Here is a 15356-nt window from a genome sequence, read left to right on the forward strand (position 1 = left end):
CAGCGACACACCCGATACCAAGTCCAGCACCGTCTGCCCCGACCCCCGAAACCCCACCACCCCAGGGGACTCACCCGGCTGGGGCGCTGTCAGGTCTTCGGGCCGACGAACTCGTCGAGTCGCGCGGTTGCCGCTTTGCGGTAGACGGCGATCTCATACGTGCTGTTCTGCGTCCACGGAATTCCCAGGCGATCCAGCGCCGCGCAGTACAGGCCGCGGATGTCGTAGGCGCGGTTGGAGAAGTGGTAGCGCACACTGCGCACGCCGCGGTCGTTGGCCACCACCCGGCAACCGTCGCTGTCGATCAGACCACGGATGAACTCCTCGGTCGCCTGGTTGACGAGTTCCTGCTGCCAGGGTTCGAGGCGGATCGGCCGGTGGTGCTTCTTGCCGGGGCCGTGCTGGGGGAAGAGGCAGGGCCAGTGCTTTGAGCAGAGGTAGACCTCAACGCAGTGATCCGAACGCTTGAGCACCCCGGCGTGCTGTCCCGGCATCACCGCATCGATTACCGCGCGACAGCGCGCGATGATCATGGGGTATTTGGCGTCGAGGGTGACCCTAAGTACCCAGCACCGGGGCTGCCGGGAAATGCAGCCATCGCCGAGGTACATCGCCGAGCAGGTAGCAGTACGCCGTTGGAGGCAAGCCAGAAAAGTCATGGGACCGGCAGTCTTCGCCCGGTTGCCGGACCCGTGGATCGCGACGCCAGCCTCGCACCGTGGTCCGGGGAATGCCAGTCCGCCGGGAAATCGCGCAACCGTTCATGCCGTAGCGACAAGGCGTTGCACCGAGTCGAATTCTGGTGGGTCGCATGATCCCGCCTTTCCGCACGTTGTATTCCAACGTAGTTCGGTACACCGACAGAATTTTCCGCCGATGCGACCGGTAGGATTTCAACGCCGGCGGGCGTGGTGGAACTGGCATACACGATGGTTTTAGGTGCCATTGCTCGAAAGAGCGTGAGGGTTCGAGTCCCTCCGCCCGCACAAATGTGATGAGTCACGTCATCGGTGACACCTTTTGACTCGCGTCATCGGACTGCAGCGCGGTCCCACGCTGGCGGGCTTCTCGGTCGGCCAAGTTCGGGCGCCGTGGTCGCGCCCCGGGGCTGTTGGTCGTCGATTTCCGCCATGTGGTGTTTGCCCGCCTCTCCGCGACAATCGCTGCGGCGAGCCGGAATTGACCGGAGTTGTCGCGGAAAGGCGGGCAAACATCCTGCCGTCCCGTCGCGGGATCGTCCAGTGGCGGACGGTTCGTAACAGGCGAACCGACGTCAGCGGAAGGGCATGCCCGGTCCCCTACAGTCCCAAGCCGTCGAAGATGCTCGACAGCGAGTTCCAGAAATCGGTGAGGTCATTAGACAGGGTCCCGGTGGGGTCGACGACGCCGAGCAGGTCGGGCCAGATCTGCATCGGATTCCATCCGCCCAACTCGCTTGGCACCGGGGGAATGTCGACGCCGCTATCCGGGCCGCCGGTGCCGGCCCAGGGGCCCAGGTAAGCCGGGTCGGTCATCAGCCCCGCGTTGACCAGGAGCTTTGCCAAGTTCGGGTTGATGCTGTTGAGCTCATCGACGATCTGAGCTTCGGTGTCCGGGTTCAACGTGAACAATCCAGTCTGCAGACCTGCCACGGTGGCATTGATCTGTTCTGCTGTCGGTGCGTTCGCCAGCCCTGAGCTGTTGAGGGCCAGCCACTCGCTGATCAGCGGATTGGGCGGCCCGATGTTCTGGATCGACTGAACCACATCCGCGATGGTGACGCCGAAGGGCGGGGCGAACGGTGATTGGTCGCAGAGCGCCGGGCACAGCGGACTGCCCGGCGTGAACGGGTCGAAGTCCACGACCATTCCGGCGGCCAGGGCCTTCAGGGCCTGCCCCACCTCCTCCGGGCCGACAAGCTCAAAGCCGTTGAGGTTGACCGGTGCCTCCAGGCTCTGGAACCACTGCTCGAACGGCCCGAGCAGGTTGAGTTGGACATTGACCCCCGCCCACGGCATCAGGTTCTCGCCGTCGGGTCCGGTTGCGGTGCCGGGGAAACCGAAGCCGACCTGAGCCTGGCTGCCCGGCACCGCGTCGAGTGGGGCACCGGGAACCGAACCACCCGGGCCGATCCCCGCAGACGGGTCGGCGATTCCGGCCGCTGTCGGGTTGGTGGTATCGGCCGGGGTGGCAGGAAACTGGTATCCGGTGAGCAACTGCTCCAGTGGCACCTTCAACCAGTGACTGAAGAGCCCTAGTTGGTTGTCGGCGTTGGGAAAGTTCGTGAACACCTTCTCGAAGTCGATCAGCCTGTCGAGCCCGGTAAGACCGGTGATCGGCGCCGTCGGCACCATCGGCGCGCACTGGACTGCGTCGCACGATGCGCTGACCGGCAGTTCGGCCGCGGCCAGCATGGCGAACTGCTGACCCAGGCCCGCGGTCCCGTTGGCCAGCAAGGTCGGATCGATTTCGGGCTGGTCCACGCCGGAGACCTGTGGAGCGAATGGAAACAGGTAGTCGAAGACGGCCATGAAATGCCCTGGGTCGCCGGGGTCTTCGCCCCACAGGTTCGTCGCACTCGGCGTCCACCAGGTTCCGGTCGCGAACAGGGAGTCCGCCAACACGTTGGTCGCGGCGACTTCGTTGGCCGGAATGTTGACGAGGTCTTGGAACAAGTTGAAGGGCACGTTGAGGATGGAATCGCCGGCTATCAGGCGAACGGCTCGGTCGACAACCGACCTTCCCGCCGACCACGGCTTGACCGTTGCGACCTGAGCGACGACCACGGCGCTCACCGCAACCAATATCAAGCCAGCTTGCAGATACCGACGACGGTGTAGCGCAGTTGCCATGTCTTTCCCCCGACTGCCACACCACGCGGGCGTGGTGCACTCTGCGGGCCGGCGTGTCAGTCGCCCCGCTCTCCCCGTACGCCGTCTCAGCCGGGCGTGGCCCCACCGTCGAGGATCCACCGACTGAAAAGCGCGAAATGGACGTTAGACAGGTTTGCTGATAGGACCATGCCACCCACCCAAAAACTTGATATTTGCGGGCCCGTCAAGTCGCGGTACTGGGATCGACCAGGGGGTTTCGTGCGCGAGACGGCGGCAACGGCAGGCGGCGTTCAAGCTTTGCCGGCCACCGAACGGGCGGCTACCCCAAGGCGGACGCCGGTGGCCCTCGGCCGACTACGCCGACTTCGCCCGCCGGCAGGGCCAGCGGTGCCAGAATGGACGTATTGGTCCGCCTCGGATTGGTGCAGCGTGATGAACAAGCAACTCATCGCAACGGCGCTCAGCGCGGTGCTGGCCGGCTTCGTGGTAGCGCCCGCCCCGGCGGCAGTCGCCGACGATCCCAGCAACGAGGACCAGGCGTTCTTCACCGACCTGGAGCAAGAGGGGCTTCACCCCAACTACGACAAACAGGTCTGCGGCACCATCAAGTGCGCCTCGCTGCGGGATCTGCTGGTGCAGGAGGGCCACGCGGTCTGCTCGGCGCTGGGCAGCTCGCCGCGGTTGGTGCCGATCTCGGTGATCGCCAACCTGGAAGTGTCGCCCGATGAGGCGCGCGCCATTATCAACGCGGCTCGACAGGCCTATTGCCCGCAGTTGCCCGACCCGTACACGCCGGCCGTCTGAGCTCGCCGAGCGACTCAGAGAGCCGTGCCTTGCGCGCATTGACCGCCACTCCCATGGCGGCCACCGCCCAGACGACGTACTGGACAGTCCAGGCCAGCCGGAAGGCCGAGAACGAATAACCGCCGGCCATCGCGATCACCAGCCCCATCGCCTGCATGATCAGCAACGTGGCGATGAAACCGCCGGTGTTGACCATGCCCTGCGCGGTGCCCAGCGCGGCCGGCGGGTTGTAGGTGCGGGCGAAGTCGAACGCCAGGATCGACACCGGCTGGCCCGCCGAGATCACCACGATCAGCACCACCAGGAGCCAGTGCGGGGCGGGGGAGGGCAGGGCCAGCAGCACCGCCCAGGTCGCGGCGGTCAGCGCTATCATCGCCAGGACCAGCCCCGCCCGGTGCTGGGGCCGGCGCGCCGAAAGGGTTCCGGTCAGCAGTCCGATCACGACGAAGGTCGCCACCGACACCGTCAACAACGCACCAGCCACGCCACGTGAAAGCCCCTGTGCGGTGGTCAGGTACGGCACGCCCCACATCAGCGCGAAGACGTTCGCCGAGAACGGTGTTCCCATGTGGGTGAAGAAACCCAACTTGGTGCCCGGCCGTGACCACACCGTTTTGACGTCGCCGAATGCCGCACGAAACGTCCGCGGCTGCACGTCAACCGCCGTGCCCGCCGGGGCGTCTCGGCACACAGCGAGCGTCAGCACCGCGGCCAGCACGCCCAGAGCGGCTGCCGACAGGTAGGCCGCGGTCCAGCCGCTGTGCAGCAGAATCGCCAGGAACGGCACCGCCGAGAGCAGCTGCCCGAGCTGGCCGCAGATCCCGGTCAGTTGGGTCAGTAGCGGAACACGTTCCGGCGCAAACCAATTGGGCAGCAACCGGATGACCGAGATGAACACGAACGCGTCGCCTAGGCCGACTGCGCCATACGCGCCGACCGCGATGGGGAGCGAATGGGTCAGCGAAAGCGTCGCCTGGGCGGCGGCGAGCACCGTGACGCCGCTGGCGATCATCGCTTTGGGGCCGAAGCGGTCCAGCAGCACCCCGGCCGGAATCTGCATGGCGGCGTAGACGATGAGCTGCAGGATCACGAATGACGACAGCGTGCCCGGACCGGCGCTGAACCGTTCGGCGGCGTCCAGGCCCGACACCCCGAAGGTAGTGCGGTCCAATACCGCGACGACGTAGGACAACAGCCCGGTGCCCCACACGATCCAGGGACGCAATGAGCGAGCCGAGTTCCGCGCCTGTGTCACCCGCCCATCCTGCACTGTGACGGTCAAGCTTCCGTGAGCGGCGGCGGGTCTGCCGTATCCTTTGGCGCGTGTTAATTTCCCGGCGCGACGTGCTCAAACTCGCCGCGAGCGCCCCGGCTGCGGTCGGTTTCGGCGCCGCGGCGGCGGCACTGCTCGCCGGGAGCGCTGAGGCGGCTCCGCTGGGCATCCTGCTGGACTACGCGGCCGGGGTCCTGCCCGCCGAGCAGATCCGGGCAGCCGGCGCGGTGGGAGCCATCCGCTACGTCTCCGATCGCCGCCCCGGCGCCGACTGGATGCTTGGCAAGCCGATGCAGCCGGACGAGGCGCGTGATCTGCAGCAAAACGGCCTCAAGATCGTCTCCTGCTACCAGTTCGGCAAACAGGCCACCGCCGACTGGCTGGGCGGTCAGGCGGCCGGCGTCGAGCACGCGCAGCGGGGCTTGCAACTGCACACCGCGGCGGGCGGCCCCGATAGCGCCCCGATCTACGCCTCGATCGACGACAACCCGTCATACGAGCAGTACCAGGCGCAGGTGGCCCCGTACCTGCGTGGCTGGGAGTCGGTGATCGGGCATCAACGCACCGGTGTGTACGCCAACGCCAAGACCATCGAGTGGGCGGTGCAAGACGGCTTGGGTTCCTGCTTCTGGCAGCACAACTGGGGTTCGCCGGGCGGGGTCGCCCACCCGGCGGCCAACCTGCACCAGGTCGAGATCGACAAGCGCAAGGTCGGCAATGTCGGCGTGGATATCAACGAGATCCTCACGCCCGCGTTCGGGCAGTGGGCCTGACCCGCACGCCGGGTCCGGACGCGGAAAGTGGCCTCGTCGCGGCCCCCGGGGGGCGCGTGGCGGGGATCACGGCGCACGGTTGACACTGCGACATTGACTGTCTACGGCGACAATCGTTCGCCAGATGCGAACATAACGATTAGATAACAATGCAGCCTTGATCAGCGCTGTTGTGGCTACTCGACCGTAACCCCGCGCACGCAGGACGTTTGGTCCCCGAGGATCGAGGCGCCGTCCGAACGCGTGATATCCGCAGGTGGGTTACCCGGGCGTAGAACTCATCAGTAACCAATTACCTGCAGAAACGGCACAGGTTCTTATGACACTCTTACTGCTGTAGCGCGGCCGCGACGACGCGAGAGCCCGCTGCCCGACCAAGGGCCCAGCCGGTCAAGCCGGCCGGCGATGACCAAAAGACGCGATGTGCCAGAGCAGGGGAGATATATACCGTGACGATCCACGAACATGACCGGGTGTCCGCCGACGGCGCCGGCTCGGGCCCGTTCGCCAACGCCTCGTCCGCCCTGGTGGATCGTCTGACGGCCGGTGAGCCGTACGCGGTCGCCTTCGGCGGTCAAGGCAGCGCCTGGCTGGAGTCGCTCGAAGAGTTGGTCTCCTCGGCCGGGATCGAGACCGAGCTGGCCACCCTGGCCGGTGAGGCCGACCTGCTGCTGGAGCCGGTCGCCAAGGAACTCGTCGTAGTCCGGCCCATCGGCTTCGAACCGCTGCAGTGGGTGCGGGCGCTGGCGGCCGAGGACCCGATCCCGTCGGCCAAGCAGCTGACGTCGGCCGCAGTGTCGGTGCCGGGCGTCTTGTTGACCCAGATCGCCGCGGTGCGGGCGCTGGAACGTCAGGGCCTGAACCTGTCGGCCACCCCGCCGGTCGCCGTCGCGGGGCACTCGCAGGGCGTCCTGGCCGTCGAGTCGCTGAAGGCGGGGGGCACCACCGACGTGCAGCTGCTCGCGATCGCCCAGCTGGTCGGCGCCGCCGGAACTCTGGTGGCCCGCCGCCGCGGCATCTCGATCCTGGGTGACCGCCCGCCCATGGTGTCGGTCTCAGGCGCCGACCCCGAGCGCATCCAGCAACTGCTCGAGGAGTTCGCCACCGACGTGCGCACCGTGCTGCCGCCGGTGCTGTCCATCCGCAACGGCCGGCGCGCGGTCGTCATCACCGGCACCCCCGAGCAGCTGTCGCGCTTCGAGCTGTACTGCGAGCAGATCGCCGACAAGGAGGCCGCCGAGCGCAAGAACAAGCTGCGTGGCGGCGCGGTCTTCTCGCCGGTCTTCGAGCCGGTGCAGGTGGAGGTCGGATTCCACTCGCCGCGGCTGTCCGACGGCATCGAGATCGTCGGCGAGTGGGCGGCCAAGGTCGGCCTCGATGTGGAGCTGGCCCGCGCTATGGCCGACTCGATCCTGGTGCGCCAGGTCGACTGGGTCGACGAGATCACCGCCCTGCACGACGCGGGAGCCCGCTGGATTCTGGACCTGGGGCCCGGCGACATCCTGACCCGCCTGACCGCACCGGTGATCCGCGGTCTGGGCATCGGGATCGTCCCGGTGGCCACCCGCGGTGGACAGCGCAACATGTTCACCATCGGCGCCGTGCCCGAGGTGGCCCGGCCCTGGACTAGCTACGCCCCCTCAGTGGTGCAGCTGCCCGACGGCAGGATCAAACTCGACACCAAGTTCACCCGCCTGACCGGCCGGTCGCCGATCCTGTTGGCCGGCATGACGCCGACCACCGTCGACGCCAAGATCGTCGCCGCGGCGGCCAACGCCGGGCACTGGTCCGAGCTGGCCGGCGGCGGGCAGGTCACCGAGGAGATCTTCAACAACCGCGTCGCCGAGCTGACCACACTGCTGGAGCCGGGCCGCACCGTGCAGTTCAACTCGTTGTTCCTGGACCCTTACCTGTGGAAGCTGCAGGTCGGCGGGAAGCGGCTGGTGCAGAAGGCCCGTGCGTCCGGCGCCCCGTTCGACGGGCTGGTGATCAGCGCCGGCATCCCGGAGCTCGAGGAAGCCGTCGAGCTGATCTCCGAACTCAACGAGGCGGGTATCAGCCACGTGGTGTTCAAGCCGGGCACCGTCGAGCAGATCCGCTCGGTGATCCGCATTGCCGCCGAAGTGCCCACCACTCCGGTGATCGCGCACGTCGAGGGCGGCCGCGCCGGTGGTCACCACTCCTGGGAAGACCTGGACGACCTGCTGCTGGCGACCTACTCGGAGCTGCGTTCGCAGCCCAACATCACGCTGTGTGTCGGCGGTGGCATCGGCACCCCCGAGCGGGCCGCCGAATACCTGTCCGGGCAGTGGTCGCAGCAGCACGGCTTCCCGCTGATGCCCGTGGACGGCATCCTCGTGGGGACCGCGGCGATGGCCACCAAGGAGGCCACCACCTCCCCGGCGGTCAAGCAGATGCTGGTCGACACCAAGGGCACCGACCACTGGATCGGTGCAGGAAAAGCTCACGGCGGCATGGCATCGTCGCGCAGCCAGCTCGGCGCTGACATCCACGAGATCGACAACACCGCGTCGCGCTGCGGCCGGTTGCTCGACGAGGTCGCCGGCGACGGCGAAGCGGTCGCGGCCCGCCGCGACGAGATCATCGCCGCACTGGCCGACACCGCCAAGCCGTACTTCGGTGATGTCACCGAGATGACCTACGCGCAGTGGCTGCGCCGGTACGTCGAGCTGGCGATCGGTGACGGTGATTCGACCGCCGACACCGCCTCGCCGGACAGCCCCTGGCTGGCCGACACCTGGCGGGAGCGGTTCGGCGCGATGCTGCAACGCGCCGAAGCCCGGCTCAACGAGGTCGAGTCCGGGCCGATCGAGACGCTGTTCGCCGATTCCGAAGCGGGACAAGAACTCCTGGAGCGTCCCGACGAGGCGATCGCCGCGCTGCTGGCCCGCTACCCCGACGCCGAGACGGTCCGGCTGCACCCGGCCGACGCGCCGTTCTTCACCCAGTTGTGCAAGACACCGGGCAAGCCGGTCAACTTCGTGCCGGTGATCGACAAGGACGTGCGCCGCTGGTGGCGCAGTGACTCGCTGTGGCAGGCGCACGACGCCCGCTACACCGCCGAACAGGTCTGCATCATTCCGGGCATCACCGCCGTGGCCGGGATCACCCGGGTCGACGAGCCGGTCGGCGAGCTGCTGGACCGCTTCGAGCAGGCGGCAGTCGACCAGCTGCTGGCCTCCGGTGCCAAGCCCACCCCGGTGACGGCGCGCCGGCAGGGCCGCGCCGATGTGACCGGCCCGCTGGCCGTGCTCCTCGACGCCCCCGACGTGCTGTGGGCCGGCCGCACCGCCACCAACCCGGTGCACCGGATCGGTGCCGCCGACGAGTGGCAGGTGCAGGAGAACCGGGCGGCCACCCACCCGACGACGGGCGCGCGCCTGGAGGTAGTCCAAAACGGGGAGGCGCCGAACGTCATATTGAGCGTGCCGCTGTCCGGTGTCTGGATCGACATTCGCTTCACCGTGCCGGCCTCGGTCGTCGATGGCGCTGCCCCCTTGGTGTCCACCGAGGATGCCGCCGCTGCCATGCGCGCGGTGCTGGCCATCGCCGCCGGCGTCGACGGGCCGGGGGCGCTGCCGCCGGTGGTCGACGGCTCGGCCACCGTGACGGTGGCATGGAACCCCGAGCAGGTCGCCGACCACACCGGGGTGACCGCCACGTTCGGCGCGCCGCTGGCGCCCGGACTGTCCACCGTGCCGGACGCCCTGGTTGGTCGGTGCTGGCCCGCGGTGTTCGCCGCCATCGGCTCGGCCACCACCGATGCCGGTTTCCCGGTCATCGAGGGCCTGCTGAGTCTGGTGCATCTGGATCACGCCGCCCGTCTGCTCGCCGCATTGCCGGCCGAGCCGGCCGAGTTGACCGTCACCGCAACGGCTTCGGCAGCCACCGACACCGAGGTTGGGCGGGTGGTCCCGGTTTCGGTCACGGTCTGCGCGGCCGACGGAACAGCGTTGGCCACGTTGGAGGAGCGGTTCGCGATCCGTGGGCGCACCGGTGCTGCGGAACTGACCGACCCGGTTCGGGCGGGCGGCGCGGTCTCCGACAACGCCACCGACACGCCGCGCCGCCGCCGTCGTGACGTCACCGTGACCGCGCCGGTCGACATGCGGCCGTTCGCGGTGGTGTCCGGCGACCACAACCCCATCCACACCGACCGGGCCGCTGCGCTGCTGGCCGGCCTGGAATCGCCTATCGTGCACGGCATGTGGCTCTCGGCCGCGGCCCAGCACGTGGTGACCGCTACCGACGGCCAAGCCCGCCCGCCGGCGCGGCTGATCGGCTGGACGGCCCGTTTCCTGGGCATGGTCAAGCCCGGCGACGAGGTCGACTTCCGGGTCGACCGGGTCGGAATCGACCTGGGCGCCGAGGTTTTGGAAGTCAGCGCACGTATCGGCTCGGACCTGGTGATGTCGGCGACCGCGCGACTGACCGCGCCCAAGACCGTCTACGCGTTCCCCGGCCAGGGCATCCAGCACAAGGGCATGGGCATGGAGGTCCGGGCCCGCTCCAAGGCCGCCCGCAAGGTCTGGGACTCTGCGGACAAGTTCACCCGCGACACCCTGGGCTTCTCGGTGCTGCACGTGGTGCGCGACAACCCGACTTCGCTGATCGCCTCCGGCGTGCACTACCAGCACCCCGAGGGCGTGCTGTACCTCACGCAGTTCACCCAGGTGGCGATGGCCACGGTGGCCGCGGCGCAGGTCGCCGAGATGCGTGAGCAGGGCGCGTTTGTCGAAGGTGCGATCGCCTGCGGTCACTCCGTGGGTGAGTACACCGCCCTGGCCTGCGTCAGCGGTGTCTACGAACTCGAAGCCCTGCTGGAGGTGGTGTTCCACCGCGGCTCGAAGATGCACGACATCGTGCCGCGCGACGCCATGGGGCGTTCCAACTACCGGCTCGCCGCGATCCGGCCGTCGCAGATCGACCTCGACGACGCCGACGTCAAGGCTTTCGTCGCCGAGATCGCCGAGCGCACCGGGGAATTCCTGCAGATCGTGAACTTCAACCTGCGCGGCTCGCAGTATGCGATCGCCGGCACGGTGGCCGGTCTGGAGGCCCTGGAGGAAGAGGTGGAGCGGCGCCGCGAGATCACCGGCGGCAAGCGGTCGTTCATCCTGGTGCCCGGCATCGACGTGCCGTTCCACTCCGAGGTGCTGCGCATCGGCGTGGATGACTTCCGGCGTTCGCTGGAGCGGGTCATGCCGCGCGACAAGGACCCAGAGCTGATCGTCGGCCGCTACATCCCCAACCTGGTGCCCAAGCCGTTCAGCCTGGATCGTGAGTTCATCCAGGAGATCCGCGACCTGGTGCCGGCCGAGCCGCTGGATGAGATCCTCGCCGACTACGACACCTGGCGTAACGAGAAGCCGCGCGAACTGTGCCGCAAGATCGTCATCGAGCTGCTGGCCTGGCAATTCGCCAGCCCGGTGCGCTGGATCGAGACGCAGGACCTGCTGTTCATCGAGGAGGCCGCCGGCGGCCTGGGCGTGGAGCGGTTCGTCGAGATTGGGGTGAAGTCGGCTCCGACGGTCGCCGGGCTGGCCACCAACACGCTCAAGTTGCCCGAATACGCCCACAGCACAGTGGAAGTGCTCAACGCCGAGCGCGACGCTGCGGTGCTGTTCGCCACCGACGAGGACCCGGAGCCGGAACCGGAAGAGGATGTGCCGGCTGAGGTTTCGGCAGACGCCGCGCCGACGGAGGCGGCCGCCCCGGCACCTGCTGCACCGGCCGCTCCGTCAGGGGGCCCGCGTCCCGACGACATCGCGTTCGACGCCGCCGACGCCACGTGCGCGCTGATCGCGTTGAGCGCCAAGATGCGCATCGACCAGATCGAGGCGCTGGACTCCATCGAGTCCATCACCGACGGCGCGTCCTCGCGGCGCAACCAGTTGCTGGTGGACCTGGGTTCGGAGCTGAACCTGGGCGCCATCGACGGGGCCGCCGAGGCCGATCTGTCGGCGCTGAAGTCGCAGGTGACCAAGCTGGCACGCACCTACAAGCCGTACGGGCCGGTGCTGACCGACGCGATCAACGACCAGCTGCGCACGGTCCTTGGGCCGTCCGGCAAGCGGCCCGCTGCCATCGCCGAACGGGTGAAGAAGACCTGGGAACTCGGCGACGGCTGGGCCAAGCACGTCACCGTCGAGGTCGCGCTGGGCACCCGGGAAGGCACCAGTGTCCGGGGCGGCGCGCTGGGCGGGCTGCACGAGGGCGCGCTGGCCGACGCCGCCGCCGTCGACAAGGTCATCGACGCGGCCGTGGGTGCGGTCGCCGCGCGCCGTGGGGTCGCAGTGAGCCTGCCGTCGGCCGGTGGGGGTGGCGGTGCGACGGTGGACGCCGCCGCGCTGGGTGAGTTCACCGAGCAGATCACCGGTCGCGACGGTGTGCTCGCCTCGGCGGCCCGGTTGGTGCTGGGCCAGCTCGGCCTCGACGAGGTGGTGAGCGCGCCGGAGAGCGCCACCGACGCTGATCTGATCGACCTGGTGACCGCAGAACTGGGGTCGGACTGGCCACGGCTGGTGGCGCCCGCGTTCGATGCGCGCAAGGCGGTGCTGTTCGACGACCGCTGGGCCAGCGCCCGTGAGGACCTGGTCAAGCTGTGGCTGACCGACGAGGGCGACATCGACGCCGACTGGCCGCAGCTCTCCGAGCGCTTCGAGGGCGCCGGGCACGTCGTCGCCACCCAGGCCACCTGGTGGCAGGGCCGGGCGCTGGCGGAGGGCCGCCAGATTCACGCGTCGCTGTTCGCCCGGATCGCCGCCGGCGCGGAGAACCCGGGCCGGGGCCGCTACTGCGACGAGGTCGCGGTGGTGACCGGCGCGTCGAAGGGTTCGATCGCCGCTTCGGTGGTCGGCCAGCTGCTCGACGGCGGTGCGACCGTCATCGCGACCACCTCCAAGCTCGACGACGACCGGCTGGCCTTCTACCGCAGCCTCTACCGCGACCACGCCCGGTTCGGCGCGGCGCTGTGGGTGGTGCCGGCCAACATGGCCTCCTACGCCGACATCGACGCGCTCGTCGAATGGGTGGGTAGTGAGCAGTCGGAAAACCTTGGGCCGCAGTCGATTCACCTGAAGGACGCGCAGACACCGACGTTGCTGTTCCCGTTCGCGGCGCCGCGGGTCACCGGTGACCTGTCGGAGGCCGGGGCGCGGGCCGAGATGGAGATGAAGGTGCTGCTGTGGGCGGTGCAGCGCCTCATCGGTGGCCTGTCGAAGATCGGCGCCGAACGCGACATCGCCTCCCGGCTGCACGTGGTGCTGCCCGGCTCGCCCAACCGCGGCATGTTCGGCGGTGACGGTGCCTACGGCGAGGCCAAAGCCGCACTGGACGCGCTGGTGTCGCGCTGGAAGGCCGAGTCGTCCTGGGCGTCTCGGGTCAGCCTCGCGCACGCCCTGATCGGCTGGACGCGCGGTACCGGCTTGATGGGCCACAACGACGTCATCGTCGACGCCGTCGAGGAGGCCGGCGTCACCACCTACTCCACCGAGCAGATGGCGGCCATGCTGCTGGCGCTGTGCGACGTCGAGTCCAAGGTGGCCGCGGCCAACGCGCCGATCGAAGCCGACCTGACCGGTGGGCTGGCCGAGGCGAACCTGGACATGGCCGAACTGGCCGCCCGGGCCCGCGAGGAGATGACGTCCGACGCGGCAGCCGACGAGGATGCCGACGCCGCCGCCAATACCATTGCGGCGCTGCCGAGCCCGCCACGCGGCTACTCCCCGGCACCCCCGCCGGTCTGGGACGACCTCGACGTCGACCCGGCTGACCTGGTGGTCATCGTCGGTGGCGCCGAACTGGGACCGCTGGGCTCGTCGCGCACCCGCTTCGAGATGGAGGTCTCCGGCGAGCTGTCGGCCGCCGGGGTGCTGGAGTTGGCCTGGACGACCGGGCTGGTCAAGTGGGAAGACGACCCGACGCCGGGCTGGTATGACACCGCAACCGGCGAGCTCGTCGACGAGTCCGAACTGGTCGAGCGCTACCACGACACCGTGGTGGAGCGGGTGGGCATCCGACAGTTTGTTGACGATGGCGCGATCGACCCCGACCACGCCTCACCGCTGCTGGTCAGTGTGTTCCTGGACAAGGACTTCTCGTTCGTGGTCTCCAGTGAGGCCGACGCACGGGCGTTCGTCGAGTTCGACCCCGAGCACACCGTGGTGCGCCCGGTGCCGGACTCCTCAGACTGGCAGGTGATCCGCAAGGCGGGCACCGAGATTCGGGTGCCGCGCAAGAGCAAGCTGTCGCGCACCGTGGGCGCTCAGATCCCGACCGGGTTCGACCCGACGGTGTGGGGGATCAGCCAGGACATGGCCACCTCGATCGATCGGGTGGCGCTGTGGAACATCGTCGCGACCGTGGACGCGTTCTTGTCGGCGGGCTTCACCCCGACCGAGCTGATGCGCTGGGTGCACCCGTCGCTGGTGGCCAGCACCCAGGGCACCGGTATGGGCGGCATGACCTCGATGCAGACCATGTACCACGGCAACCTGCTGGGACGGGCCAAGCCCAACGACATCCTGCAGGAGGTTCTGCCGAACGTCGTTGCCGCGCACGTGGTTCAGAGCTACGTCGGGTCCTACGGCGCGATGATCCACCCGGTGGCCGCCTGTGCTACCGCGGCGGTCTCGGTCGAGGAGGGTGTCGACAAGATCCGGTTGGGCAAGGCCGAGCTGGTGGTTACCGGCGGCTACGACGACCTGACCCTGGAGGCCATCATCGGCTTCGGTGACATGGCGGCCACCGCCGACACCGAGATGATGCGCAACAAGGGCATCAGCGACTCGAAGTTCTCCCGCGCCAACGACCGGCGCCGGCTGGGCTTCGTCGAGGCCCAGGGCGGTGGCACCATCCTGCTGGCCCGTGGCGACCTGGCGGCCAAGATGGGTCTGCCGGTGCTCGCGGTGGTGGCCTATGCGCAGAGCTTCGCCGACGGCGTGCACACCTCCATCCCGGCTCCGGGCCTGGGTGCGCTGGGCGCAGGCCGCGGCGGCAAGGACTCCATGCTGGCCCGCTCGCTGGCCAAGCTGGGCGTGGGTGCCGACGACATCGCGGTGGTCTCCAAGCACGACACCTCGACGCTGGCCAATGACCCCAACGAGACCGAGCTGCACGAGCGGCTGGCCGACTCGCTGGGTCGCTCCGATGGCGCGCCGCTGTTCGTGATCAGCCAGAAGAGCCTCACCGGGCACGCCAAGGGCGGCGCGGCGGTCTTCCAGCTGATGGGCCTGTGCCAGGTGCTGCGCGACGGGGTCATCCCGCCCAACCGCAGCCTGGACTGTGTCGACGACGAACTGGCGACCGCCGGGCACTTCGTGTGGGTGCGTGAGCCGTTGCACCTGGGCGAGAAGTTCCCGCTCAAGGCCGGGCTGGTCACCAGCCTCGGGTTCGGCCACGTGTCCGGTCTGGTCGCTCTGGTGCACCCGCAGGCGTTCCTGGCCGCACTGGACCCGGCTCAGCGCGAGGCCTACCTGGAGCAGGCTTCGGCCCGGGTGCTGGCCGGCCAGCGCCGGCTCGCCTCGGCGATCGCCGGCGGTAAGCCGCTGTACGAGCGGCCGGCGGACCGGCGGTTCGACCACGGCACGTCGGAGAAGCGCCAGGAGTCGGCGATGCTGCTCAACCCGGCGGCCCGGCTCGGCGATGGCGACGTCTACATCGGTTAGCGTT

General features: G+C 68.8%; 6 protein-coding genes and 1 tRNA gene. 4 read left to right on the forward strand and 3 right to left on the reverse strand.

The window, feature by feature from the left end:
* Positions 1-89: 89 nt before the first annotated feature.
* Entirely contained in the window at positions 90-494 is a 405-nt protein-coding gene (locus A5694_RS24630; RefSeq protein ID WP_234786569.1) for an LAGLIDADG family homing endonuclease, read from the reverse strand.
* Positions 495-902: 408 nt separating this feature from the next.
* Here A5694_RS24630 and A5694_RS12270 point away from each other — a divergent pair.
* Positions 903-986: transfer RNA gene (locus tag A5694_RS12270), tRNA-Leu, on the forward strand.
* A gap of 312 nt (positions 987-1298) precedes the next feature.
* Here the strand turns inward: A5694_RS12270 and A5694_RS12275 are convergent.
* On the reverse strand, positions 1299-2774 hold the full coding sequence (locus tag A5694_RS12275) for a hypothetical protein (RefSeq protein ID WP_064922118.1): 1476 nt from the start codon (positions 2772-2774) through the stop codon (positions 1299-1301).
* Positions 2775-3245: 471 nt separating this feature from the next.
* Here A5694_RS12275 and A5694_RS12280 point away from each other — a divergent pair, with 471 nt between their 5' ends.
* On the forward strand, positions 3246-3617 hold the full coding sequence (locus A5694_RS12280) for a DUF732 domain-containing protein (RefSeq protein WP_064922119.1): 372 nt from the start codon (positions 3246-3248) through the stop codon (positions 3615-3617).
* On the opposite strand, the gene A5694_RS12285 is transcribed toward A5694_RS12280, so the two are convergent.
* Positions 3556-4842, reverse strand: a complete 1287-nt coding sequence (locus A5694_RS12285) for an MFS transporter (protein WP_234786571.1) — start codon at positions 4840-4842, stop codon at positions 3556-3558. The genes A5694_RS12280 and A5694_RS12285 overlap by 62 nt on opposite strands.
* Positions 4843-4940: 98 nt before the next feature.
* On the opposite strand from A5694_RS12285, the gene A5694_RS12290 reads away from it, so the two are divergent.
* Both A5694_RS12290 and A5694_RS12295 read left to right on the forward strand, forming a co-directional pair.
* Positions 4941-5663 carry a DUF1906 domain-containing protein gene (locus tag A5694_RS12290; RefSeq protein WP_064922121.1) on the forward strand — a complete coding sequence of 241 codons (723 nt, stop codon included), beginning with the start codon at positions 4941-4943 and terminating at the stop codon, positions 5661-5663.
* 449 nt (positions 5664-6112) lie between these two features.
* A complete protein-coding gene (locus tag A5694_RS12295) occupies positions 6113-15352 on the forward strand; it encodes a type I polyketide synthase (protein WP_064922122.1) in 9240 nt (3079 codons plus the stop codon).
* Positions 15353-15356: the final 4 nt, after the last annotated feature.

It is taken from the genome of Mycolicibacter sinensis, assembly GCF_001667945.1.
GTDB lineage: Bacteria > Actinomycetota > Actinomycetes > Mycobacteriales > Mycobacteriaceae > Mycobacterium > Mycobacterium sinense_B.